Genomic DNA, 22,957 nt, shown 5'->3' on the forward strand with positions numbered 1-22,957 from the left:
TGGCAGTCACAGCTGGATTTTGCGGGCAGTGGTGAAGCGCGGCCGCCCGTTGAGGTCACGGTGGTCGGCCGTGTCCGTCCAGCCGCCCTCCTCGTTGAAGATCCACGGCACCTGGCCGCCCTGGGTGTCGGCGTGCTCGATCACCACGGCGCCGCCGGGGCGCAGCAGGCGGGCGGCCACCCGCTCGATGCCGCGGATGGTGTCCAGTCCGTCCTCACCGGAGAACAGCGACATCTGCGGATCGTGGTCGCGGGCCTCCGGCGCCACGTACTCCCACTCGGTGAGCGGGATGTACGGGGGGTTGCTGATCACCAGGTCGAACCGGCCGTCCCAGGAGCGCTCCTCGGCGAAGGCCTTGGTGGCGTCCCCGGCGTGCAGGGTGATCCGGTCCCGGTCGGGGCTGGCCTCGATGTTGCGCCGGGTGTACTTCAGCGCCCCCTCGTCCAGCTCGAAGGCGTGCACGGTGGAACGCGGCAGCTCCTGGGCCAGCGCCAGCGCGATCGCGCCGGAGCCCGAGCACAGGTCCACCACCAGCGGCTCGGCCACGTCCATCTCGCGGACGGCCTCTATGGCCCACTCCACCACGGTCTCGGTCTCCGGCCGGGGCACGAACACCCCGGGGCCGACCTCCAGTTCCAGGTAGCGGAAGAACGCCCGCCCGGTGATGTGCTGGAGCGGCTCGCGGGCCTCCCGGCGGGAGACGGCCTCCCAGTACCGGGCGTCGAAGTCGGCGTCCTGCACGGTGTGCAGCTGGCTGCGCTTGACGTGGTGGATGTGCGCCGCCAGCTCCTCCGCGTCGAAGCGCGGCGACGGCACCCCGGCCGCGGCCAACCGCTGGGTGGCCTGGGCCACCTCGGCGAGCAGCAGGTTCATCCGACCCGACCCCTCAGTCTCAGTTCTCCTGCGCGGCGGCCAGCTTGGCCGCCGCGTCGGCGTCGACCGCCGACTGGATGACCGCGGCGAGCTCACCGTCCAGCACCTGGTCCAGGTTGTACGCCTTGAAGCCGGTGCGGTGGTCCGAGATGCGGTTCTCCGGGTAGTTGTAGGTCCGGATCCGCTCGGAACGGTCCACCGTGCGGACCTGGCTGCGGCGGGCGTCCGAGGCCTCCTGCTCGGCCGCCTCCTGCGCGGCGGCCAGCAGCCGCGAGCGCAGGATCCGCATCGCCTGCTCCTTGTTCTGCAGCTGGCTCTTCTCGTTCTGGCAGGAGGCCACGATACCGGTCGGCAGGTGGGTGATCCGGACCGCGGAGTCGGTGGTGTTGACCGACTGGCCGCCCGGGCCGGACGAACGGTAGACGTCGATCCGCAGGTCGTTCATGTTGACCTCGACCTCGACCTCCTCGGCCTCCGGGGTGACCAGCACGCCCGCCGCCGAGGTGTGGATCCGGCCCTGCGACTCGGTGGCCGGCACCCGCTGCACCCGGTGCACGCCGCCCTCGTACTTCAGCCGCGCCCAGACGCCGTGGCCGGGCTCGATCGTGCCCCGGGTCTTCACGGCCACCGAGACGTCCTTGTAGCCGCCGAGGTCCGACTCGTTGGAGTCGATCAGCTCGGTCTTCCAGCCCATCCGCTCGGCGAAGCGCAGGTACATCCGGAGCAGGTCCCCGGCGAACAGCGCGGACTCCTCGCCGCCCTCGCCGGCCTTGATCTCCAGGATCACGTCCTTGTCGTCGCTCGGGTCTCGCGGCACCAGCAGCAGGCGCAGCTCTTCGGTGAGCTCGGCCTGGCGGCGCTCGGCGGCCTTCGCCTCGGCGATGAAGTCCGAGTCCTCCACGGCCAGCTCGCGGGCGGTGGCGATGTCCTCGCCGGCCTGCCGCCAGGCCCGGTAGACCCGGGTGATCGGGGTCAGCTCGGCGTAGCGCTTGGCGAGCTTGCGGGCGTTGGCCTGGTCGGCGTGGACCGACGGATCGGCCAGCCGCTCTTCGAGGGCGGCGTGCTCGACGAGGAGCTCTTCGACTGCCTCGAACATCTCGGTGGGCCTACTTTCCCGGGAGGACTGACTGGAGGGGGGTGCCGGGCGGCGGGGACAGACGCGAACGGCGCCGGTCCCGGTGCCCCCGTGCGTGCGGGGGCACCGTGGACCGGCGCCGCGGGAGCGCTAGGCCTTCGCGCTGTGCTGCTTGCCGAAGCGGGCCTCGAAGCGGGCCACGCGGCCACCGGTGTCGAGGATCTTCTGCTTGCCGGTGTAGAAGGGGTGGCACTGCGAGCAGACCTCGGCGCGGATGACGCCGGACGGCTCGGTCGAGCGGGTGGTGAACTCGTTGCCACAGGTGCAGGTCACCGAGGTGACCACGTACGTGGGGTGGACGTCGCGCTTCAAGGGATCTCCTAGGTTTCGGGAGGGCACCGGGTCGGCGGCGGGAAGCCGCACGTGAACCGGGACCGACGGACCAGTCTGCCAGCTCTGGCCGCTTCTTCCCAAACCGGACCGGCGAGCCGGATATTCCGGACCGGTCAGCGGCGCGCGGTGGTGCTCGGCGCGGGGCTCGCCGGGGTCGTCGGGGCGGCCGGGTTGACCGGCTGGCCGGCGGTGACCGCGGCCGGGGCCGGCTGGTCGGCCCGCAGCGCGTCCCAGAGCTGGCCGGCCTCCGGCGCCTTGGCCACCACCCGGTTGGGGTCGGTCGGCGCGGGCGCCACCGGCAGGGTCACCATGGTCAGTTGGTCCGGGCCGATCCCCTTGAGCTCCTCGGCCAGCCCGGTCAGCGCGGAGACCGAGGCCAGCGCCGAGTCGGTGGTGATCGAGCTGGTCAGGGTGGAGGCGACCGAGTAGAGCTTGGCCGGGTTGGTGAACAGCCCGACCGAGGAGACCTGCTTGGTGATCGACTTCACCATCTGCTTCTGCAGCTCGATCCGGCCCAGGTCGCTGCCGTCCCCGACGCCGTGCCGGGTGCGCACGAAGGCCAGCGCCTGGTCGCCGTTCAGGTGGCTGGTGCCGGCCGGCAGGTCGAGGCCGCTGTCCTTGTCGTGGATGTTCACCGACGTGGTCACGGTGGCGCCGCCGATCGCGTTGATGAAGCCCGCGAAGCCGGCGAAGTCGATCTCCACGTAGTGGTTCATCCGCAGGCCGGTGAGCTGCTCGGTGGTCTTCACGGCGCAGGCCGCGCCGCCGACCTCGAAGGCGGAGTTGAACATCGCGCTCTTCACCGCGGGCACCGCCTTGCCGCTCGGACCGGTGCAGGCCGGGCGGGCCACCAGGGTGTCGCGCGGGATCGAGACCACGGTGGCGCTGCGGTGGTCCTGCGCCACGTGCACCACCATCGCGGTGTCCGAGCGGGCGGTGTCGCCGGTGTCGCCGCCGGCCAGGCTGCCGTTGGCGCCGGAGCGCGAGTCGGAGCCGAGCACCAGCACGTTGAACGAGCCGTCGGTGGGCGCCGAGGGCCGGGCGGTGCCCAGTTGGGCGTCGATGTCGACGCTCTTGATGTTGGCGTTCAGCCGCCAGTACAGGTAGCCGGCCGTGCCGGCGCCGGCCAGCACCAGGCCGGCCACGGTGAACGCGCCGGCCCGCAGTGCCTTCTGCCGCCGGGTGCGCACCCGGCGGTGGCGCGGCCCGCCCGCTCCGGGGGCCTCGTTCTGCTGCTGCGCGTCGGACATATTTTGAGGATATGCGAGCGTATGTCCGCTTCGCGTAACGGCCCTGCGGGCCCCCGGAACGCCGCAGGGCCGCGGGCTCCCTGGAGTCCAGGGAGCCCGCGGCCCTGCGGTGGGCGACGCCGCGTCAGTCGTTGGACCCCGGAGTGGTCTTGGCGATCTGCATCAGGAACTCGGCGTTCGACTTGGTCTGCTTCATCTTGTCCAGCAGCAGCTCGATCGCCTGCTGCGAGTCGAGCGCGTGCAGCACCCGGCGCAGCTTCCAGGTGATCGCCAGCTCCTCGCTGCCGAGCAGGATCTCCTCCTTGCGGGTGCTGGAGGCGTCCACGTCGACGGCCGGGAAGATGCGCTTGTCCGCCAGCTTGCGGTCCAGGCGCAGCTCCATGTTGCCGGTGCCCTTGAACTCCTCGAAGACCACCTCGTCGGCCCGCGAGCCGGTCTCCACCAGCGCGGTGGCCAGGATGGTCAGCGAGCCGCCGTTCTCGATGTTGCGCGCGGCGCCGAAGAACTTCTTCGGCGGGTAGAGCGCGGTCGAGTCGACACCACCGGACAGGATGCGGCCGGAGGCCGGCGCGGCCAGGTTGTAGGCGCGGCCCAGGCGGGTGATCGAGTCCAGCAGGATCACCACGTCGTGGCCCAGCTCCACCAGGCGCTTGGCCCGCTCGATCGCCAGCTCGGCGACCACGGTGTGGTCCTCGGCCGGGCGGTCGAAGGTCGAGGAGATGACCTCGCCCTTGACCGACCGCTGCATGTCGGTGACCTCTTCCGGACGCTCGTCGACCAGGACGACCATCAGGTGGCACTCGGGGTTGTTGCGGGTGATCGCGTTGGCGATCGCCTGCATGATCATCGTCTTGCCGGTCTTCGGCGGGGCGACGATCAGACCGCGCTGGCCCTTGCCGATCGGCGACACCAGGTCGATGATCCGGGTGGTCAGCACGCCCGGGTCGGTCTCCAGGCGCAGCCGCTCCTGCGGGTACAGCGGGGTGAGCTTGCCGAACTCCGGGCGGCCGCGGCCGCTCTCCGGGTCCATGCCGTTCACCGAGTCCAGCCGCACCATGGCGTTGAACTTCTCGCGGCGCTCGCCGTCGCGCGGCTGGCGCACCGCGCCGGTGATCGCGTCACCCTTGCGCAGCCCGTTCTTGCGGACCTGGGCGAGCGAGACGTAGACGTCGTTCTGGCCCGGCAGGTAGCCGGAGGTCCGGACGAACGCGTAATTGTCCAGGATGTCGAGGATGCCCGCGACCGGGATCAGCACGTCGTCGTCGCCGACCTGCGGCTCGGCCACGCTGCCCTCGAAACCGTCGCGGCGGCCCCGGCGGTTGCGGTCGCGGTAGCGGCCGCGGCGGCCGCGCCGGCCGTCGCCGAACTCGTCGTCGTCGTAACCGCCCTGCTGCGCGGCGGCGGCAGCGGGCTGGGCGGCCGGCTGCTGGGCCGGCTGCTGCTGGGTGCTGCCCTGCTCGCCGCGGCGGTCGGAGCGCTCACGGCGGCTGCGGCGCTCGCGGCGGGACTCGCGGCCGTCGCCGTCCGCACCGTCGGCGGTCTCGGTGCGCTGCTCGGCGCGGTCCGTGCGCTCGGTGCGCTCGGTGCGGTCGGCACGGTCCGTGCGGTCGGCACGGTCCGTGCGGTCGCGACGGTCGCGACGCTCCCGACGGCCGTCGCGCTGGTCCTCGCGCGGCTCGGCGGTGCGGGCCTGGCCCTCCGCCTTCGGCTCGGCCTTGGCCTCGGCGGGCGCCTCGGCGGTCTCCACCGCGGTGGCGGCGGGGGCCTCGACGGCGGTCGGGGCGCCGGCGGCGGAGGTGGCGCGGCGGCGGCTGCGCTCGGCCCGGGCGGGGGCGGCGGCCTCGGGGGCGGCCTGACCCGGGATCTCGATCTGGGTCTGGGCGGGGGCCTCGGCCGGCTCGGCCGCGGCAGCGGCGGCCCGCGTGCGGCGCGGCGCCTTCTCGGCCGCCGGGGCGGTCTCCTTGGCGGCGGCCCGGGCGGGCGACGTCGCGGCCGGAGCGGAGGCGAGCAGCGGGTCGCCGCCGCTCTTCTCCTTGATCGCCTCGATCAGCTGGCTCTTGCGCATCCGCCCGGTGCCGCTGATGCCGAGCGTCGAGGCGAGCTTCTGCAGCTCGGCCAGGACCAGACCGTCAAGGCCTGCGGCAGCGGTACGGCGGCGCTTGGCCGGCGCCGCGGGGGCGGCGGGCGCGTCCGTCGCGTCGGCGTCCTGGCGCGCGCCCATCAGATCGGTGGTGTCGCTCACTAAGGGTCCTTCCCTGGAGCGGACGTCGGCCTGTCTGGCTCGGCGACCGGTTGTGCTGTCTGACCTGCGCTCTGCGGTGCGCAGGTCCGATGCGGTGGTCCGCCACCGCTGCGGTGCTAAGTGGCGGAAGAGGTGCGAACTGCGGTGCACGGGGCACCGTGGTGCGAAAAGGGCACGGCAGGCGATCTCATGCCGACCGCGCTGCTTGCGAAACCCGGGCCCCCGTCGCGGGCCGCTCCCCCGCGCTCCCGCCCGGCCGGTACTGAACCGGTTGCGGCGGGTGTGGGTCAGGATGCGGCACGGCTTCGGGATGCGGCTCAAGTCGCGCAGGCAGGCTGCGTACGCGCTGGGGCGGGCTCCCGGAGAATCGTGGTCCCCGACAACGCCTCGGGCCCGTGGAGTCGGGTCCTGGGGAGGGGGACGCGGTGCACCGGGCCCCGCGGGGCGCCTGATGCAGCATTGAGGTTAACACTACCGACCCCCTCACACATTCCCCAGCCTCGTGCTTGCCAATCGTGTCCGTCCCTTCCGCCCGGCGGGCGGTCGTCGGCACGGTTGCCCGGCCGGGCGTTGTGCGCACGGCCGTGCGGAAGTCGACCGCGCGGGCTGCGCGGTCGGATCCGGTCGGGAACGGTCAACCGTCCAACGGGCGGACGCCCGCTCCGTCACGGTCGAGCCGCAGCCGGTGGGCGGCGAACCGCTCGCCCGCGAACTGCGACAGCTTGTCGGCGCCCACCTCGTCGGTCAGCGCGAGCACGGTGGGACCGGCGCCGGAGATCACCGCGGGGATGCCCTCGGAGCGCAGCGCGGCCACCAGGGCGGCGCTGTCGGGCATCGCGGAGGCCCGGTAGTCCTGGTGCAGCCGGTCCTCGGTGGCGGCCAGCAGCAGCTCGGGGCGCCGGGACAGCGCCTCCACGAGCAGTGCGGAGCGGCCCGCGTTGGCCGCGGCGTCGGCCAGCGGCACGGTCTTCGGCAGCAGGCCGCGGGCGGTCTCGGTGAGCACCTCGGTGGCCGGCACGAAGACCACCGGAACCACCTCGGCGGCCGGCTCCAGCCGGATCGCCTTGGCCGACTCCTCGTCGGTCCAGGCGACGGTGAACCCGCCCAGCAGGCAGGCGGCGACGTTGTCCGGGTGGCCCTCCAACTCGGCGGCGAGGGCCAGCAGTGCGGTGTCGTCGAGGGCGGCCGCGCCGCCGATGGTGACCGCCCGGGCGGCCACGATGCCGGCGCAGATCGCGGCCGAGGAGGAACCCATGCCGCGCCCGTGCGGTATCCGGTTGGCGCAGACCACTTCGAGGCCGCGCGGCTGTCCGCCGAGCCGGTCGAAGGCGGCCCGCATGGCGCGGACCACCAGGTGGCGCTCGTCCCGGGCCAGCGTGTCGGCGCCCTCGCCGGCGATGTCCACCGAGAGTCCGGAGTCGGCGACCCGGACCACGATGTCGTCGTAGAGCCCGAGCGCGAGTCCGAAGGAGTCGAACCCGGGGCCCAGGTTGGCGCTGGTCGCGGGGACCCGCACCCGGACGGCGGCGGCACGGAACGCGGGACCGGCCATGCGGTGGCTCTCCTGGGGAACTGAGGGCGGCCCGTCGTCGGGGGCCGGCGGTACTGGTGATCGGTGATGGGGGCGATGGGATGGGGTGGGTGTCAGGACACCGAGCTCTTGGCATGTGCCACATCGCCAAGGCTCAGCGTATCGAAGAGAGGTTCCACAGCGGTACACCCCGCTCCTCTTCGATCCACCGTGTTGCAGGTTATGGCCGGAATTCGCGCGGAATTGGCATCGACAGGAACAACGAAAGCGACACCGAGGCGTTACCCCCGATCCCGGAGATCACACCTCGGTGTCGGCCCGACACGTCGTCACGTCTTACCGGTCCAACAGAGTTCAGCCCAGCAGGCCGAGCCGCTCGGCGGCCGCGGCGGCGGAGATCGGGACCACCTGCGGCTGCGGCGCGCCGGCCACCGCCCAGTCCGGGTCCTTCAGGCCGTTGCCGGTGACGGTGCAGACGATCCGCTGGCCCGGGTCGACCAGGCCGGCCTCGGCCTTGGCCAGCAGGCCGGCCACGCTGGCGGCCGAGGCGGGCTCCACGAAGACGCCCTCCTGCGCGGCCAACAGCCGGTAGGCGGACAGGATCTGACGGTCGGTCACCTTGTCGATGAGCCCGCCGGACTCGTCCCGGGCGGCCTCGGCGAAGGCCCAGGAGGCCGGGTTGCCGATCCGGATCGCGGTGGCGATGGTCTGCGGCTTGAGCACCGGGGCGCCGTCCACGATCGGGGCCGAGCCGGAGGCCTGGAAGCCCCACATCCGCGGGGTGCGGGTGGCGAGCCCGTCCTTCGCGTACTCCCGGTAGCCCTTCCAGTAGGCGGTGATGTTGCCCGCGTTGCCGACCGGCAGCACGTGGATGTCGGGGGCGTCGCCCAGCATGTCCACGATCTCGAAGGCGGCGGTCTTCTGACCCTCGATCCGCACCGGGTTGACCGAGTTCACCAGGGCCACCGGGTAGTTCTCGGACAGTTCGCGCGCCAACGTGAGGCAGTCGTCGAAGTTGCCGTCCACCTGGAGGATCTTCGAGCCGTGCACCAGCGCCTGGCCCATCTTGCCGAGCGCGATCTTGCCCTGCGGCACCAGCACGGCGCAGACCATGCCGGCCCGCACCGCGTAGGCCGCGGCGGAGGCCGAGGTGTTGCCGGTGGAGGCGCAGATCACCGCCTGGGCGCCGGCCTCCTTGGCCTTGGAGATGGCCATCGTCATGCCCCGGTCCTTGAAGGAGCCGGTCGGGTTGGCGCCCTCGACCTTGAGGTACACCTCGCAGCCGGTGCGCTCGGAGAGCACCTGGGCGGGAACCAGCGGCGTGCCGCCCTCCAGCAGGGTGACCACTGGCGTGGCCTCGGTCACCGGGAGGCGGTCGCGGTACTCCTCGATGAGTCCGCGCCACTGGTGGGTGTGCCCGCTGACCCGGTCGATCACGGCGTTCATGGTCGTCTCATTCCCCTTCAACCCGCATGATGCTGGCCACATCCCGCACGCTGTCGAGCGCGCGGAGCTTGTCGACCGTCGCCGAGAGGGCGGCGTCGGTGGCGCGGTGGGTGACCACGACGAGCGAGGCGTCGCCGTCGCGGCCCTGCTGGCGCACGGTGTCGATGGAGACCCCGTGGTCGGCGAAGACCGAGGCCACCTGGGCCAGCACGCCCGCCCGGTCGTCCACGTCCAGGCTGACGTGGTAGCGGGTGATGACCTCGTCCATCGGTTTGGCCGGCAGCTGGGTGTAGACCGAGTGGCCGGGGCCGGTCGCACCGCCGAGCTTGTTGCGGCAGACCGCGACCAGGTCGCCGAGGACCGCGGAGGCGGTCGGCGCGCCGCCCGCGCCCGGCCCGTAGAACATCAGCCGGCCGGCCGCCTCGGCCTCGACGAAGACCGCGTTGTAGGCCTCCCGGACGCTGGCCAGCGGGTGGCTGAGCGGGATCATCGCCGGGTGCACCCGGGCGGTGACCGAGGCGCCGTCGGCGGCCCGCTCGCAGATCGCCAGCAGCTTGACCACGCAGCCCATCTGCTTGGCCGAGGCGATGTCGGCCGCGGTCACCTCGGTGATGCCCTCGCGGTAGACGTCCGCGGCGGTGACCTGGGTGTGGAAGGCGATGCCGGCCAGGATCGCGGCCTTGGCGGCTGCGTCGAAGCCCTCCACGTCGGCGGTCGGGTCGGCCTCGGCGTAGCCGAGCGCGGTGGCCTCCTCCAGCGCCTCCGAGTAGCCGGCGCCGGTGGAGTCCATCTTGTCCATGATGAAGTTGGTGGTGCCGTTGACGATGCCCAGCACCCGGTTGACCCGGTCGCCGGCCAGCGACTCGCGCAGCGGGCGGATCAGCGGGATCGCGCCGGCCACCGCGGCCTCGTAGTACAGGTCCACCCCGGCCTCGGCGGCCGCCCGGTGCAGCTCGGCGCCGTCCTTGGCGAGCAGCGCCTTGTTCGCGCTGACCACCGAGGCGCCCTGCTTGAAGGCCGACAGGATCAGGTGCTTGGACGGCTCGATGCCGCCGACCACCTCGATCACCACGTCGATGTCGCCACGGTTGACCAACGCCTCGGCGTCGGTGGTGAGCAGGTGCTCGGGCACTCCCGGGCGCGGCCGGCCGGCCCGGCGGACCGCGATGCCGGCCAGCTCCACCGGCGCGCCGATGCGCGCGGCGAGGTCGGCGGCGTCCGTCGTCATGATGCGCGCCACCTCGGTGCCCACCACACCACAGCCCAGCAGCGCCACCTTCAGCGGCCGCGTACGCATCATCCGACTCCGCTCATTCCGTTCGTGAATTCTCGGTCTTGGGGTCAAGTCTCGGGGACGACGGGAAAAGATCTACCGGCATTCCAGAATCTGAGACGGAATTTTCGCTATCCGATATCCAGGCGCAGGAGATCCTCCGCCGTCTCGCGCCGCACGACCGCCCGGGCAGCGCCCTCGGCGACCGCCACCACCGGTGGGCGCAGCGCGTGGTTGTAGTTGCTGGCCATCGAGCGGCAGTAGGCGCCGGTGGCCGGCACCGCGATCAGGTCGCCGGGTGCCAGGTCGGCCGGCAGGAAGGCGTCCTTCACCACGATGTCACCTGATTCGCAGTGCTTCCCGACCACCCGCACCAGCATCGGCTCGGCCTCGCTGGTGCGGGAGGCGAGCGTCACCGAGTAGACCGCGTCGTACAGCGCGGTGCGGATGTTGTCCGACATCCCGCCGTCCACGCTCACGTAACTGCGCAGGCCCGCCAGCGGCTTGACGGTGCCGACCCGGTAGAGCGTGCAGGTGGTGGGCCCGACGATCGCCCGGCCCGGCTCCACGCTGAGCCGCGGCACCGCCAGCCCCGCGGCCGCGCACTCCCGGCGGACGATGCCGGCCAGCGAGGCGGCGATCTCGGCGGGCTCGCGCGGGTCGTCCTCGCTGGTGTAGGCGATGCCCAGGCCACCGCCCAGGTCGATCTCGGGCAGCTCGACGCCGTGCTCGTCGCGGACCTCGGCGAGCAGGCCGACCACCCGGCGGGCGGCCACCTCGAAGCCGGCCGTGTCGAAGATCTGCGAGCCGATGTGCGAGTGCAGGCCGCGCAGTTCCAGGGCGTCCTCGGCCAGCGTGCGGCGGACCGCCTCGGCGGCCAGGCCGCCCGCCAGCGAGAGGCCGAACTTCTGGTCCTCGTGCGCCGTCGCGATGAACTCGTGGGTGTGCGCCTCGACACCGACCGTGATCCGGATCAGCACCGGCTGCCGCACGCCCTGCGCCCGGGCCACCGCGGCGAGGCGCTCGATCTCCTGGAAGGAGTCCAGCACGATGTGGCCGACCCCGGCCTTCACCGCCTCCTCCAGCTCCTCGACCGACTTGTTGTTGCCGTGCAGCGCGAGCCGCTGCGGCGGCATCCCGCCGGCCAGTGCGACGGCCAGCTCGCCGGCGCTGCAGACGTCGAGGTTGAGCCCCTCCTCGTGCAGCCAGCGGACCACCGCCTTGGAGAGGAAGGCCTTGCCGGCGTAGTACACGTCGGCGTCCGGGCCGAAGGCGTCCCGCCAGGCCCGGGCCCGGACCCGGAAGTCGGCCTCGTCCAGCAGGTAGGCCGGGGTGCCGAACTGCTCGGCCAGGTCGGTGACCGGGATCCCGCCGATGCTGAGCACACCGTCGGCGGTGCGCGCGGCGGTGCGCGACCAGACCTTGGGGTCCAGCGCGTTGAGGTCCTGCGGGGGCGCCGAGTAGTGGCCCTCGGGCAGCACGTCGCCGTGCCGGGGGCCGGCCGGGTGCGCGGAGCGGCTCATGGGTGGTTCCTCCTGCTGTGCGTAGGGGCGGTGACCGTCCCGATGGACCGTCACCGCCCCCGTTGGCCAACGGATGCTGTCTGCTGTTACATCCGCTCGGGGGCGCTCACCCCGAGGAGCGTGAGGCCGTTGGCGAGCACCGTGCGCGTCGCCTCGACCAGCCAGAGGCGGGCGCGGTGGGTGTCCGTCAGCTCCTCGCCGGCCTTGGGCAGGATCTGGCAGTTCTCCCAGAACCGGTGGTACTCCCCGGCCAGCTTCTCCAGGTAGCGCGCCACGTGGTGCGGCTCGCGGAACCGGCCGGCCTTGGCCACCTCGCCCGGGAACGCGGCGAGCTGGCCGAGCAGGGCGGACTCCCACTCGGTGGCCAGCAGGCCCGGCTCGAAGTCGGCGCCCTTGTCGATGCCGAGGCCGGCGGCCTTGCGCGCGACCGAGCACATCCGGGCGTGCGCGTACTGGACGTAGTAGACCGGGTTCTCGTTGGTCTGGCTGGTCAGCACGTTGATGTCGAGGGTGATCGTCGAGTCGGTGGAGGAGCGGCTCAGCGTGTAGCGCGCGGCGTCCACGCCGATCCACTCGACCACGTCGTCGATGGTGATGATGTTGCCGGCCCGCTTGGACATGCGGACCTCCTCACCATCGCGCAGCATCTTGACGAACTGGCCGATCTTGACCTCGATGTTGCGGTCCATGTCGTCGCCCGCGCAGGCCGCGATGGCCTTCAGGCGGTTGACGTAGCCGTGGTGGTCGGCGCCCAGCATGTAGACGCTGACCTCGGAACCGCGGTCCCGCTTGGAGAGGTAGTAGGCGGCGTCGGCGGCGAAGTAGGTGGTCTCGCCGTCGGCCTTGATCAGCACCCGGTCCTTGTCGTCGCCGAAGTCCGTGGTGCGCAGCCAGATCGCACCGTCCTCGTCGAAGACGTGGCCCTGCTCGCGCAGCCGCTCGATCGCCTTGGTCACGGCGCCGGAGTCGTGCAGCGTCTGCTCGGAGAACCAGGTGTCGAAGTGGGTGCCGAACTCGTCCATCGAGCGCTGGATCTCGGCCACCATGAGCTTCAGCCCGTGGGTGCGGAAGGCCTGCAGCTGCTCGTCCGCGGGCAGTTCGAGGATGCCCGGCACGCCGTCGGTGATCGCCTTGGCGATGTCGGTGATGTACTCGCCGACGTAGCCGTCCGCCGGGACCGGCTCGCCGTTGGCGGCGGCCTTGAGCGAGGCGGCGAACTTGGAGATCTGCACGCCGGCGTCGTTCAGGTAGTACTCGGTGGCGACCTCGGCGCCGGTGGCCTTGAGGATCCGGGCCAGCGAGTCGCCGACCGCGGCCCAGCGCACGCCGCCGATGTGGATCGGGCCGGTCGGGTTGGCGGAGACGAACTCCAGGTTGATCCGCAGGCCCTTGAGCGCCTCGTTGCGGCCGTAGGCCTCGCCGGCCTCGACGATGCTGCGGGCCAGCTCGCCCTGGCTGGCGGCGTCCAGGGTGATGTTCAGGAAGCCCGGGCCGGCGATGTCGACCTTCGCGACGCCGGGCAGCTCGCGCAGGCGGGCGGCGACCAGCTCGGCCACCGCGCGCGGCGGCTTGCCGGCCGGCTTGGCCAGCTGGAGCGCCACGTTGGTGGCGTAGTCGCCGTGGTCGCGGTTCTTCGGTCGCTCGACCGTCACCGACTCGGGAACGTCGACGGACAGCTCGCCCGCCTCGACGGCGGCGCGCACGGCGACCTGGACTGCCTGGGAGAGCTCTGCGGGTGTCACGGGCCCAAGCCTAGGCGAGAGCCGTCCGCCGACCGCGCGGAGGCCACCCGTCGAGATGTTGTTCGCTGTCAGCGGACAACTGTTCAGTGGGGGGCCCGGCCGCCGAAGGTGATCCCGCTCCCCTCGCCCCGCTTCAACCCCACCAACCGCCGCACCAGCGCCACCAGATCCTCCGGATCGAAGGGCTTGGCGAGGTAGCCGTCCACCCCGACCGACTCGCCCTTCTCCAGGTCCGCCGGAGTGCAGGCGCTGACGATCGCGATCGGCAGCTCCGCCGTGCCGGCGTCCGCCCGCAACCGGGCCGCCGTCCGCAACCCGTCCAGCCGGGGCATCATCACGTCGAGCGTCACCGCGTCCGGCCGCACCCGGCGGACCACCTCCAGGCACTCGGCACCGTCGGCCGCGGTCACCACCTCGAAGCCCTCCAGCTCCAGGTTGACCCTGATCAACTGGCGGATCGCCTCGCTGTCGTCCACCACGAGGACCCGCCCGGACTCACCGACCACCCGACCGAGCCTAGGCCCGCCCCCGCCCTCCCGTCCGGCCTTTGCCCACCTTGCCCCGGGCCGCCTGCGAAAACCCGTGCACGGAGAGCTCCACGGAGCTGGTAGTGTTCTCTTCGTCGCCGGGACACACCGAAGCGGTGACGACGGAGCAGGCCCCCGTAGCTCAGGGGATAGAGCACCGCCCTCCGGAGGCGGGTGCGCAGGTTCGAATCCTGCCGGGGGCACTTCAGCGCAAGTGCCGTGAGTGAGGCTCAGATGCAGACTGGATCTGAGCCTTCTTCATGTTCCGCGCCCGCACGGCGCCCTGACGACCCCCGAGGGCGAGCGGACGGCCAGTCAGAAGCAGCCCCGGGCGGTCGGGTTGGGGCAATGCGGTTGAAAATATGCTCTTGTAGCCATCAGGGTGAATCGGTGTGCATGCGACCGAGAATTCGCCCACTGCTGGTGCATTCTGTTGTCCAGAACGGGCCGAAATGACCGGCCCGCCGATGAAATGGAATGCATATGCGAATTCGTACCGCCGTGATCGGCTTCGCCCTCGCGTCCATGGCTGTGGTCGGCGCCGCGGGCAGTGCCAGTGCGCACGGCCACGACGCCTGGTTCGCGAAGGGCTACCACCACACCGGCTCCGTGATGGCCGGCAAGGGCCAGGTCTCCGAGACCCACGACAACGAGGGCGGCTCCGAGGGCGGCGTCTCGGGCAACTGATTTCGCGACTGCACCCCTTCGCTCCGGGCCCGCTGACGAGGTGTCAGCGGGCCCGGAGCTGTGCGTCGAGGTCAGCCCGGGCGATCCGCTCGTTGCGGGAGACCGGGCGCAGCGCGTCGAAGCAGAAGGCGAGGGCGTAGCCCGGTGCCAGGAACGCGACGCAGAAGTACCAGAGCAGTGCCGGAACACCGAGCAGGCGGACGACGGCCTTGTTCGGATGGTTCAAGATCCGGTGGAGCGGGAGCCGGTGGGTGACGAAGGCGGACCACAGGCCCGCGGCGGTCGCGAGGGTCCCGAACGCCACGACCCCCCACCACTCGGCGCCGAACCGGGCGGCGTGCGGGTCATCGGCCAGGATCAGCTCGTACAGCATGCACTGGACCACCGCCACGCCCGCCCACACCAGCAGACCGATCGCGCGCACCGCCCAGTAGCGGCCGTCGCGCCGGTGCCAGCTGGTGCCGAACCGCGGGATCGACAGCGCCCGCACGCCCGGCGGGAGCCCGGGGAGGGAGACGCGTTCCCAGCTGGGCGGTACGGGGTCGGTCGGTGCAGTCATGCTGACGGTTCCTCAGTGGTGCGGTGGGTGGTGGTGCGGGTCAGAAGATGCTGTGCCAGATCTTCTTCCCCAGACCGGCGACGCTGTTGGCGGTCTTCTCCCCCAGCTTGACCATGTCCTTGCCGGTGTTGACCGCGCTGTTGCCGATCCCGACGGCGATGCCGCCGATGGGACCGTCCTTCTTCATGTCCTCGTCCCAGTGCTCGTGGAAGAGGTTGCTGGCGAAGTCGCCGACGCCCACGCAGACGACGCCGCCCACCACCGCGCCGGCCCCGACCGCCAGGACCACGCTGCCACCCTCGATCGCGCCGTAGACGGCGGCGCCGGCCGCGGCACCGATCGCCAGGCTCCCGACGTTGGAGAGGGCGTTCTCGGGCACGGCCTCGTACCAGGGCATGCCCTTCTCGATGTCGTCCTTGGCGCCGAAGTAGGTGCCGAAGCCGGCGGCCAGGATGTCCAGCCCGGGAACGTCCCCGGCGAACTTCGTGGCCTTCTTCAGGAAGTCGAGTTCGAAGGCGCCCTTCGCCTCCACCCCGATGGCCTCCAGGGCGGTGGAGAGGCGCACGTCCAGCGCCTTGGACCCGAGGAACTTGCTCTCCGTCCCCTCCGCGCCGGTGAGCTTGTCCTCCAGGTTCTTCAACCGGCTGTTGGCGTCGTGCAGCGAGTCCTTGACGTCCTGGGGGATCGGCACCCGCGGGTTGGGGCGGGCGTTCTTCGCCTTCGTCCAGGCGTCCTTCGCGGCGACCGCGTCCTTCTCCGCCTGCTCGGCCTTCTCCTTGACCACCTTGCTGTAGGCGGAGGGGATCGTCCACAGCCCGCGCAGGTAGTCCCCGACGGTGATGTTGTCGCCCGTGCCGAGCGTCGGGGCCCCTGGGGCGCCGGGCGGGGCGATCTGGAAGTAGAGCTGCTGCAGCTGGGTGGCCGCGTCGACCCGGGCCTGTTCCGCGATCTGCAAGGTCTGCGCGTACATGGTGGCGTACTCGCCCGCGGTCTGCGCCGTCGCCGCGGCCGGGGTGCCGGCGGCCGGGGCGGGCCCGGGAGGCCCGGCGGGTGCGGTCGGGGGCGCACCTCCGTCACCGATGGCCACCCCAGCCTGCTGGGCCTTGCCGGCCGCGTCCTCCAGGGCCGATTCGGCCTCGGCCAGGTTGACGGCCAGCGTGTCGATGACGTCGCCGATCGAGCCGATCACGCTCTCCAGCGTCTGGGCCGCCAGCGAGTCGGTCTCCCAGGCCGCCTCGAAGGACGACGCCGCGTCACCCGACCAGCCGGCGTCGTGGGCGACCTTGCCGACGCTGGTGTTGAGGAAGTTGACGACCTCGTCGATCTTCGGCTGGTAGCCGTAGAGCGTGCCGGCGAGCGCGGAGAGCCCGTGGATGTCGCCGCCGACCCAGTTGTGCGCGAATGATGCGAGTACTGACGGGCTCTTGGCACCCATGTCTGCTGATCCCCCGTTGCTCGGCTAGTTGACGCTGCTCGGTTCGCTGATGTCGTCGTACAGCTCGCGCACCGAGACCTCGCAGTTCTGGTAGTTGTCGTGCGCCTTCTGCAGGTTGTCGCCGTGGTTGGAGATGCTGCCCGCGACCGCGAGGTGCAGGCCGCCGAGCGCCTCGAAGACGGTCTGCATCATGGCATTGACCGCGCCGTCGCCGCCGTCGACCTGTGCCGGTCCGTCGTCCGGCATGATCCCGGCGAAGGTCTTCGACTCCTGGTGGAAGGTGTCGGCCGCTCCCTTCAGGTCGTCCAGGACCACCGTGTACTGGCTCATCGCCACTCCCCCTCGAAATCGGCCAGCCCCTGCGGGGTCCAGCGCCACTCCTGCTCACCGAGCTCCGGGTCCAGCTCGACCCGCTCGACCCCGGCCGCCGCCATGATCGCCCGCACCGCCCGCAGCGGAGCCTGGGCCCAGGGCTGGGCCGGGCCGAGGGCCTCGACCAAGCGTTCCCGGGTGGTGAAGACCGGCAGCACCCCCGTGCCGTCCGGCAGCCGCCGGACCTCGTACAGCAGCTCGGTGCGGTCCTCGTTGCGCACCGGGCGGGCGGGCGCGAAGACCAGCCTGGGCAGCGGCGGCGGCACGGGCCCGGTGGCCCCGGGGCCCGGTATCGGCCCGGTGGTGGTCATGGCGGTCCTCCCCGGTCCGCCCGGCGGCCGAATCCGGTGCTCGGCGAAGGAGGCGGGCGGCGACCTCCCAGGATGGTAGACCGCCGCCCACGTGACGTCACCCGACGACCACTCAGGTGCCCGCTAGGACGAGCCGGCCAGCTGGTACAGGTTCCCGATCGTCGAGTCGAAGTACGCGCTGTACGAGGTGTCGTCGGTGTTGCCGCCCTGCTGGTAGCCGCCGATCACGCCGATCACCCGGCCGGTGGCGGTGGAGACCCAGGGGCCGCCGCTGGTGCCCGAGGGGTAGGACGGGCAGTCGATCCGGCGCTGGTAGGCGGACTGCTGGGTGGTGGCGTTGCTGCACAGGATCGGCTCGTCGGTGTTGTCCGGGTAGCCGTAGAGGCGAACGGTGGCGGTGAAGGACTCGTTCAGGCCCAGGTCGAAGCCGCCGACCACGTCCTGGATCTGCTTGCCGTTGTTCGGGGCGACCTGGAGGAGGGCGAAGTCCTGGTCCACGTCGCCGTTCTGCGACCAGCCGTTGGTGGTGAAGATCTTGGTGACCTGCCAGGTGCCGTAGGGGGTCTGGCCGTCCCGGTAGGCGGGGACGAAGGTCACGCCGTTGGCGCTGCTGACGCAGTGCGCGGCGGTGAGGATCAGGTTGTGGCCCGGGCTGTTCACCACGCTGGCGGTGCAGAAGTGGTTGCCGGGGCCGGCCGAGCCGCTGAACAGCGCGCCGACCCGGTTGGACTCCGGACCGGCGGGCGCCACCGCGGTGGTCGGCGCCGAGCGGGTGTCCGGGGTGGACGGGTCGGGCGCAGGAGTCGAGGGGTCCGGCGTGGGCGTCGGGGTGGGCGAGTCCGAGGTGGCGGGGGCCGACGGCGAGGGGGTGTTCACCGGCGGCAGCTGGGCCTGCGGCGAGTCGCTGGTGGGCGCCGGCTCGACCGCCTGGCCGGCGGCGCCGGCGGCGGCCGCCGCGGCCGCGGAGGAGGCCGGGGCACTGGACGGCACCTGGGAGGCCGGGGCCGGCGCCGCCTGGCGCGTCGCCTTGGCGGCCGCACGGTGGCTGGTCAGGCCGGTGAAGGCCCAGGCGTCGGAGGAGAAGAGACTGACCCCGGCGACCGCGCCGAGCAGCACCACGGCCAGGGTGGCCAGTGCGACGGCCGGACGGTAGGCGGGGCGGCGAGGTTCCCGGCGACGGCGCTGACTGATCATCAGACGGTGACTCCTGCCCACGAAGGAACTCGTGCTCGGTGGCCTCGGTCGGCCGACGGTGCGGCGCCCTGGGTGCGGCGCCTCGGCCTCAATCCGACTATCACCCGGCGCACTGGATACCGGATGATGCTCGGCTGAGAGCCGCCTGAGAAATCCACCGACCGGGGTAAAACACGTGGGCACGGTTCGGCGACGGGAGGGCGTCGGCGGATCTTCCGATCACATCATCGCTGACGGTACGTGGGAGGAGAAGGGGTCGTCCGGGGGCGGACGGTGCGGGTCAGGCCGCGGTCGCCCGCACCTGGGCCTCGCTCCCCGCCCCCGCGCGCTCCCCCTCGCCGGGTCGGTGATCGACCATCACCAGGGCGACCACCGCGGCGACCAGGAAGATCCCGAACGCCACCCAGGCGGCCACGCTGTAGCCGTGCACCGCGCCGGCGTTGCGGACCGCCGTGCTGCCCGCGTTCTTGCCGACCAGGTAGGCGGTGGTGGCGCTGGCCGCGATGGTGTTCAGCAGCGCGGTGCCGATCGAGCCGCCGACCTGCTGGGCGGTGTTGATGGTGGCCGCCGCCGCGCCGGTCTCGCGCGGCGCGACGCCCAGCGTGGCCAGGCTCATCGCGGGCATGAAGACCAGGCCCATGCCGAACCCGAGCAGCAGCATGCCGGGCAGCACCATGGCCGCGTACGCGCTGTCCACCCGCATCTGGGCCAGCCAGGCCATCCCGGCACCGCCGAGCAGCAACCCGGGCACGATCAGGTTCCGGGACGGCACCCGGGTCATCAGCCGGGCCGCCACGCCGGTGGAGGCGAAGATGATCGCGCCGGTCATCGGCAGGAAGGCCACGCCGGTGAGCAGTGGCGAGTACCCCTTGACCGACTGCAGGTAGAAGGTGAGGAAGAGGAAGAGGCCGAACAGCCCCATCACGGCCAGCCCCACCGAGAGCGCGGCGCCGCCGCGGTTGCGGTCGCGGACGATGTGCAGCGGCAGCAGCGGGTGCGAGGAGGTGCGCTCGACCAGCACGAAGCCGACCTCCAGCAGCACCCCCAGCACCAGGCAGCCGAGCACCAGCCAGTCGCTCCAGCCGCGCGACTCGGCCTCCGAGGTGCCGTAGACGATGGCCAGCAGCCCGCCGCAGCCGAGCGCCGCGCCGGGCAGGTCGAGCGGGATCCGCCGGCCCTTGCCGATGTGGTCGCGGTGCAGCAGCAGGTAGGCGCCGGCCGCCGCGGCCAGCGCGATCGGCACGTTCACGAACAGGCACCAGCGCCAGTTCAGGTACTCGGTGAGCAGCCCGCCGGCGATGAACCCGATCGCGCTGCCGCCGCCCGCGATGGCACCGAAGATGCCGAAGGCGGTGGCCCGCTCACGCGGGTCGGTGAAGGTGGTGGAGAGCAGCCCGAGCGCCGAGGGCGCGAGCAGTGCGCCGAACGCGCCCTGCAGGGCGCGGGCGAAGAACAGCATCCCCGGGGTGGCCGCGGCGCCGCCGAGCGCCGAGGCGGCGGCGAAGCCGAGCAGCCCGATCATGAAGGTGCGTTTGCGGCCGAAGAGGTCGCCGAGCCGGCCGCCGAGCAGCAGCAGCCCGCCGAAGGCCAGGGTGTAGGCGGTCACCACCCACTGCCGGTCTCCGGTGGAGATGCCCAGGTCGCGCTGGGCGGACGGCAGGGCGATGTTCACGATCGTGATGTCGAGCACGATCATCAGTTGAGCGACGGCGATCACGGCCAGTGCGCGCCAGCGGCGCGGGTCCGGCACCGGGTCGCTCGTCGCGTGTTGCGCGGACACGGGAGAGCCTTCCGGACGGGGGTGCCGTCGGCGTGCGCGAACGGCACTGCTCTCCAGCAGAACTCGCAGGCCCTGACAGATCAAGGAGATAACGGTTCAAATCGGGAATACCGGGATGTTTTTAGCAAGGCTTTAGGCGACGGCGCGGCGCCGGTCACCGGCACCGGTCACCGGCACCGGCTCTGGGCGCCGACGCGCGAGGGGACCCCGCCGCCCGAGCGGGGTCCCCTCCGCGACGACCGCGGGCGCGTCAGAGCGCCGAGAGCTCCGCCACCAGGTCGTCCAGCCCCAGCGAGCCCTGGGAGAGGGCCGCCATGTGCCAGGCCTTGAGGTCGAACTCCTCGCCCCGCGCCTCGTGCGCCGCCCGGGCCGCGGACCGGCCGGTCAGCCAGGCCCGCTCGCCGAGCTTGTAGCCGATCGCCTGCCCGGGCATGCCCAGGTAGCGGACCAGCTCGCTGTCCAGGAAGTCCGGGGAGAGCCCGCAGTACTCGCCGAAGAACTCCCGGGCCAGCTCCGGGGTCATGGTCTCGCCCGGGTGGAACGGCGAGTCGGCCGGGAACTCCAGGCCGAGGTGCATGCCGATGTCCACGATCACCCGCAGCGCCCGCATCATCTGGGCGTTCAGGTAGCCGAGGCGGTGGCCCGGGTCGGTGAGGTAGCCGAGCTCGTCCATCAGCCGCTCGGCGTAGAGCGCCCAGCCCTCCAGGTTGGCGCTCACCCCGCCCAGGCTGACCTGGTAGGTGGAGAGGTCGCCGGCCACGTAGTTCCACTGCGCGAGCTGCAGGTGGTGGCCGGGGACGCCCTCGTGGTACCAGGTGCTGACCAGGTCCCAGACCGGGAAGCGCTCTCGGCCCAGCAGCGGCAGCCAGGTGCGGCCGGGGCGGGTGAAGTCCAGCGAGGGGGCGGTGTAGTACGGCGCGGCGGCGCTGCCGGCCGGGGCGATCCGGGACTCCACCCGGGTGATCGGCTCGGCCAGGTCGAAGTGCACGCCCTGCAGGTCGTTGACCGCCTGGTCCATCAGGGCCTGCAGGTACTCGCGGGCCTGCTCGGCGCCCTCGACCGACTCGCCGTCGGTGTCCAGCCACCGCATCGCCTGCATCGGGGTGCTGCCGGGGCGGACCTTGCCGGCCTCGGTGCGCATCTGGGCGGCCAGGTCGTGGAACTCGGTCCAGGCCCAGGCGTAGCCCTCGTCCAGGTCCAGCTCGGCGCCGGTCCAGAAGCGCACCCAACGCGCGTAGCGCTCGCGGCCCACCGCGTCGGGGGCGCCGGCGGCGGCCGGCCGGTAGACCTCGCCGAGCCAGTCGCGCAGGTCGGCGATGGCGGCGGTGGCGGCCCGGGCGTGGCCGATCAGCTCCTCGCGCAGGCTCTCCGGGGCCGGGCTGACCAGCACGCCGAACCAGCCGGCCGAGCGGGCCTGCTCGATCGCCTCCGGGGCGTCCGCCACCCACTCGCCGAGCTGGCCGATCACCGTCTCCACCTGGCGCGGGCCGGAGAGCAGGCCGGCCTCGATGCCGGCGGCCAGGGTCTGCCGGTACCCCCGGAGGGCCTGCGGCATCCGGGCCACCCGGCGGCCGAGCCTGGCCCAGTCCTCCTCGGTCTCGGTCGCGAGCAGGGTGAACATCTCGCGGGTGTTGTGCAGCGGCGAGCCGAGGTTGCGCACGGCGCGCAGGGTGTCGCCGGCGTCGTGCACGGCGAGTTCGGCGGTCAGCCGCTCGCGCAGCAGGCGGGCGCAGCGGCGCTCGGCGGCCGGGTCGTCGGCGCCGTCCACCAGGCCGGCGGCCTCGGCGGCGTCGAGCCGGGCGAGGGCGCGGCGGGCCAGCTCGGCGACGGCCTCCAGGCCGGCCGGGGAGAGGTCGGGGAGGCGGTCGTCCTCCGGGTTGAGACCGAGGTAGACCGCGGTCAGCGGGTCGAGATCGGCGAGCGCCTGGACGTACTCGTCCGCGATGGTGCGCGGGGTCGCCACGGTGGCGGTGGAGGGATTCGGTTCGGAAGCCATTCGGACATCTTTTCGCAGCAGGGGCGCTTTGCAAGCCCCTTTCCGGAACCGAGTCTCGCTGTTCAGGGGCGTGTTGACGGACCGTGCGCCCGCCGGGCACGCCACGCAGCCACCGGGTCCCAGGACGGCCGGCCGCGGGTGATCGGGTAGAAGGCCAGACCGATCAGAACGGCACAGAAGTGCCCGAGGTCGGTGAAGGTGTGTGAGCTGACCAGTGGCACGAGGTAGAAGACGAGCAGTCCGCCGCCGTAGAGCAGGCGCCAGGATCCGGCGAACCGGTAGGTCAGCACCCCCTCCACCCCGGCCAGCGCGTAGGACACCCCGACGTCCACGGTGTCGGCCATGCTGGCCGGCAGCCGGGCGTGGTGGATGCCGACCGCCACCACCCCCTCGCTGACCAGGGTGGCCAGCACGTGCGCGGTGGCGGCCACGGCGAACCACCGGGCGGTGCCGAGCCAGCGCTCCGCGGGGACGTGGAAGACGTTGAAGACCACGAAGTAGAAGAGGAAGGACGAGGACTCGGTCCACAGCGCGCTGGCCACCAGGGCGTGCACCGGATGGTGCTTCAGCTGGTCCAGGTTGGTGCTGCGGCCGGCCAGGAACCAGTCCAGGTTCGCCGGGTCGATCCGGCTCACCGCGAAACTGGTCAGCGCGAGCACCACCAGCCAGGTGTAGGTGCCGGGTGCCGACCTGACGTACCGCCACAGGGCGCGTCGGGTCCGAACGATCGGGCTGTCGCTGGGCATGC

20 protein-coding genes and 1 tRNA gene are annotated in these 22,957 nt (G+C 72.2%); 2 read left to right on the forward strand and 19 right to left on the reverse strand.

What is annotated here, in order from left to right:
• Nucleotides 1–6: 6 nt before the first annotated feature.
• The 11 genes from prmC to FHX73_RS08545 all read right to left on the reverse strand — a co-directional run bounded on the left by prmC (nt 7) and on the right by FHX73_RS08545 (nt 13,854).
• Complete coding sequence (gene prmC, locus FHX73_RS08495; RefSeq protein WP_145904409.1) at nt 7–873, reverse strand: peptide chain release factor N(5)-glutamine methyltransferase; 867 nt, start codon at nt 871–873, stop codon at nt 7–9.
• 19 nt (nt 874–892) lie between these two features.
• Nucleotides 893–1,969: a peptide chain release factor 1 gene (gene prfA, locus FHX73_RS08500; protein ID WP_145904410.1), complete on the reverse strand. Its 1,077-nt coding sequence runs from the start codon at nt 1,967–1,969 to the stop codon at nt 893–895.
• Between the two features lie 129 nt (nt 1,970–2,098).
• Nucleotides 2,099–2,320, reverse strand: coding sequence for a 50S ribosomal protein L31 (gene rpmE / locus FHX73_RS08505; RefSeq protein WP_145904411.1), 222 nt, complete (start codon nt 2,318–2,320; stop codon nt 2,099–2,101).
• A 134-nt stretch (nt 2,321–2,454) separates the two neighbouring features.
• Nucleotides 2,455–3,591, reverse strand: a complete 1,137-nt coding sequence (locus FHX73_RS08510) for an LCP family protein (protein ID WP_145904412.1) — start codon at nt 3,589–3,591, stop codon at nt 2,455–2,457.
• 124 nt (nt 3,592–3,715) lie between these two features.
• Nucleotides 3,716–5,833 (reverse strand): transcription termination factor Rho, encoded by a 2,118-nt coding sequence (rho, locus tag FHX73_RS08515; RefSeq protein ID WP_145904413.1) that lies wholly within the window; start codon nt 5,831–5,833, stop codon nt 3,716–3,718.
• Nucleotides 5,834–6,467: 634 nt separating this feature from the next.
• Nucleotides 6,468–7,385, reverse strand: a complete 918-nt coding sequence (gene thrB, locus FHX73_RS08520) for a homoserine kinase (protein WP_145904414.1) — start codon at nt 7,383–7,385, stop codon at nt 6,468–6,470.
• A 333-nt stretch (nt 7,386–7,718) separates the two neighbouring features.
• The gene (gene thrC, locus FHX73_RS08525) at nt 7,719–8,810 is read right to left on the reverse strand and encodes a threonine synthase (RefSeq protein ID WP_145904415.1); all 1,092 of its coding nucleotides are present in this window, start codon (nt 8,808–8,810) and stop codon (nt 7,719–7,721) included.
• Between the two features lie 7 nt (nt 8,811–8,817).
• Nucleotides 8,818–10,110, reverse strand: a complete 1,293-nt coding sequence (locus FHX73_RS08530; RefSeq protein ID WP_145904416.1) for a homoserine dehydrogenase — start codon at nt 10,108–10,110, stop codon at nt 8,818–8,820.
• Between the two features lie 104 nt (nt 10,111–10,214).
• On the reverse strand, nt 10,215–11,606 hold the full coding sequence (lysA, locus tag FHX73_RS08535; protein ID WP_145904417.1) for a diaminopimelate decarboxylase: 1,392 nt from the start codon (nt 11,604–11,606) through the stop codon (nt 10,215–10,217).
• Between the two features lie 86 nt (nt 11,607–11,692).
• Nucleotides 11,693–13,348, reverse strand: coding sequence for an arginine--tRNA ligase (gene argS / locus FHX73_RS08540; RefSeq protein WP_145904418.1), 1,656 nt, complete (start codon nt 13,346–13,348; stop codon nt 11,693–11,695).
• Nucleotides 13,349–13,431: 83 nt separating this feature from the next.
• On the reverse strand, nt 13,432–13,854 hold the full coding sequence (locus FHX73_RS08545; protein ID WP_145904419.1) for a response regulator: 423 nt from the start codon (nt 13,852–13,854) through the stop codon (nt 13,432–13,434).
• Nucleotides 13,855–14,006: 152 nt separating this feature from the next.
• Here FHX73_RS08545 and FHX73_RS08550 point away from each other — a divergent pair.
• Together FHX73_RS08550 and FHX73_RS08555 are read left to right on the forward strand one after the other, a co-directional pair.
• A tRNA-Arg gene (locus FHX73_RS08550) sits at nt 14,007–14,078 on the forward strand.
• 280 nt (nt 14,079–14,358) lie between these two features.
• Nucleotides 14,359–14,562, forward strand: a complete 204-nt coding sequence (locus tag FHX73_RS08555; RefSeq protein WP_145904420.1) for a hypothetical protein — start codon at nt 14,359–14,361, stop codon at nt 14,560–14,562.
• Between the two features lie 43 nt (nt 14,563–14,605).
• On the opposite strand, the gene FHX73_RS08560 is transcribed toward FHX73_RS08555, so the two are convergent.
• The 8 genes from FHX73_RS08560 to FHX73_RS08595 all read right to left on the reverse strand — a co-directional run bounded on the left by FHX73_RS08560 (nt 14,606) and on the right by FHX73_RS08595 (nt 22,955).
• Nucleotides 14,606–15,121, reverse strand: a complete 516-nt coding sequence (locus FHX73_RS08560; RefSeq protein WP_145904421.1) for a hypothetical protein — start codon at nt 15,119–15,121, stop codon at nt 14,606–14,608.
• Nucleotides 15,122–15,161: 40 nt separating this feature from the next.
• A complete protein-coding gene (locus FHX73_RS08565; protein ID WP_145904422.1) occupies nt 15,162–16,556 on the reverse strand; it encodes a WXG100 family type VII secretion target in 1,395 nt (464 codons plus the stop codon).
• A 24-nt stretch (nt 16,557–16,580) separates the two neighbouring features.
• On the reverse strand, nt 16,581–16,886 hold the full coding sequence (locus FHX73_RS08570; RefSeq protein ID WP_145904423.1) for a DUF6317 family protein: 306 nt from the start codon (nt 16,884–16,886) through the stop codon (nt 16,581–16,583).
• A complete protein-coding gene (locus FHX73_RS08575) occupies nt 16,883–17,239 on the reverse strand; it encodes an SAV_915 family protein (RefSeq protein ID WP_145904424.1) in 357 nt (118 codons plus the stop codon). The genes FHX73_RS08570 and FHX73_RS08575 overlap by 4 nt, the downstream gene beginning before the upstream one ends.
• A gap of 123 nt (nt 17,240–17,362) precedes the next feature.
• Nucleotides 17,363–18,433, reverse strand: a complete 1,071-nt coding sequence (locus FHX73_RS08580; RefSeq protein ID WP_170304875.1) for a trypsin-like serine peptidase — start codon at nt 18,431–18,433, stop codon at nt 17,363–17,365.
• A gap of 280 nt (nt 18,434–18,713) precedes the next feature.
• Entirely contained in the window at nt 18,714–20,213 is a 1,500-nt protein-coding gene (locus FHX73_RS08585) for an MFS transporter (RefSeq protein WP_246213420.1), read from the reverse strand.
• A gap of 250 nt (nt 20,214–20,463) precedes the next feature.
• Nucleotides 20,464–22,209: a DUF885 domain-containing protein gene (locus FHX73_RS08590; RefSeq protein WP_145904426.1), complete on the reverse strand. Its 1,746-nt coding sequence runs from the start codon at nt 22,207–22,209 to the stop codon at nt 20,464–20,466.
• A gap of 62 nt (nt 22,210–22,271) precedes the next feature.
• Nucleotides 22,272–22,955 (reverse strand): rhomboid-like protein, encoded by a 684-nt coding sequence (locus tag FHX73_RS08595; RefSeq protein WP_145904427.1) that lies wholly within the window; start codon nt 22,953–22,955, stop codon nt 22,272–22,274.
• Nucleotides 22,956–22,957: the final 2 nt, after the last annotated feature.

Origin of the sequence: Kitasatospora viridis, from assembly GCF_007829815.1 — a bacterium.
GTDB classification, from domain to species: domain Bacteria; phylum Actinomycetota; class Actinomycetes; order Streptomycetales; family Streptomycetaceae; genus Kitasatospora; species Kitasatospora viridis.

Bases quoted from the DNA above. Each gene is read 5' to 3' on its own strand.
- prmC (WP_145904409.1), bottom strand. From the start codon at position 873: ATGAACCTGCTGCTCGCCGAGGTGGCCCAGGCCACCCAGCGGTTGGCC.
- FHX73_RS08530 (WP_145904416.1), bottom strand. From the start codon at position 10,110: ATGATGCGTACGCGGCCGCTGAAGGTGGCGCTGCTGGGCTGTGGTGTG.
- FHX73_RS08560 (WP_145904421.1), bottom strand. From the start codon at position 15,121: ATGACTGCACCGACCGACCCCGTACCGCCCAGCTGGGAACGCGTCTCC.
- FHX73_RS08590 (WP_145904426.1), bottom strand. From the start codon at position 22,209: ATGGCTTCCGAACCGAATCCCTCCACCGCCACCGTGGCGACCCCGCGC.
- thrC (WP_145904415.1), bottom strand. From the start codon at position 8,810: ATGAACGCCGTGATCGACCGGGTCAGCGGGCACACCCACCAGTGGCGC.
- prfA (WP_145904410.1), bottom strand. From the start codon at position 1,969: ATGTTCGAGGCAGTCGAAGAGCTCCTCGTCGAGCACGCCGCCCTCGAA.
- FHX73_RS08570 (WP_145904423.1), bottom strand. From the start codon at position 16,886: ATGAGCCAGTACACGGTGGTCCTGGACGACCTGAAGGGAGCGGCCGAC.
- FHX73_RS08595 (WP_145904427.1), bottom strand. From the start codon at position 22,955: ATGCCCAGCGACAGCCCGATCGTTCGGACCCGACGCGCCCTGTGGCGG.
- thrB (WP_145904414.1), bottom strand. From the start codon at position 7,385: ATGGCCGGTCCCGCGTTCCGTGCCGCCGCCGTCCGGGTGCGGGTCCCC.
- FHX73_RS08565 (WP_145904422.1), bottom strand. From the start codon at position 16,556: ATGGGTGCCAAGAGCCCGTCAGTACTCGCATCATTCGCGCACAACTGG.
- FHX73_RS08555 (WP_145904420.1), top strand. From the start codon at position 14,359: ATGCGAATTCGTACCGCCGTGATCGGCTTCGCCCTCGCGTCCATGGCT.
- lysA (WP_145904417.1), bottom strand. From the start codon at position 11,606: ATGAGCCGCTCCGCGCACCCGGCCGGCCCCCGGCACGGCGACGTGCTG.
- FHX73_RS08575 (WP_145904424.1), bottom strand. From the start codon at position 17,239: ATGACCACCACCGGGCCGATACCGGGCCCCGGGGCCACCGGGCCCGTG.
- FHX73_RS08510 (WP_145904412.1), bottom strand. From the start codon at position 3,591: ATGTCCGACGCGCAGCAGCAGAACGAGGCCCCCGGAGCGGGCGGGCCG.
- FHX73_RS08580 (WP_170304875.1), bottom strand. From the start codon at position 18,433: ATGATCAGTCAGCGCCGTCGCCGGGAACCTCGCCGCCCCGCCTACCGT.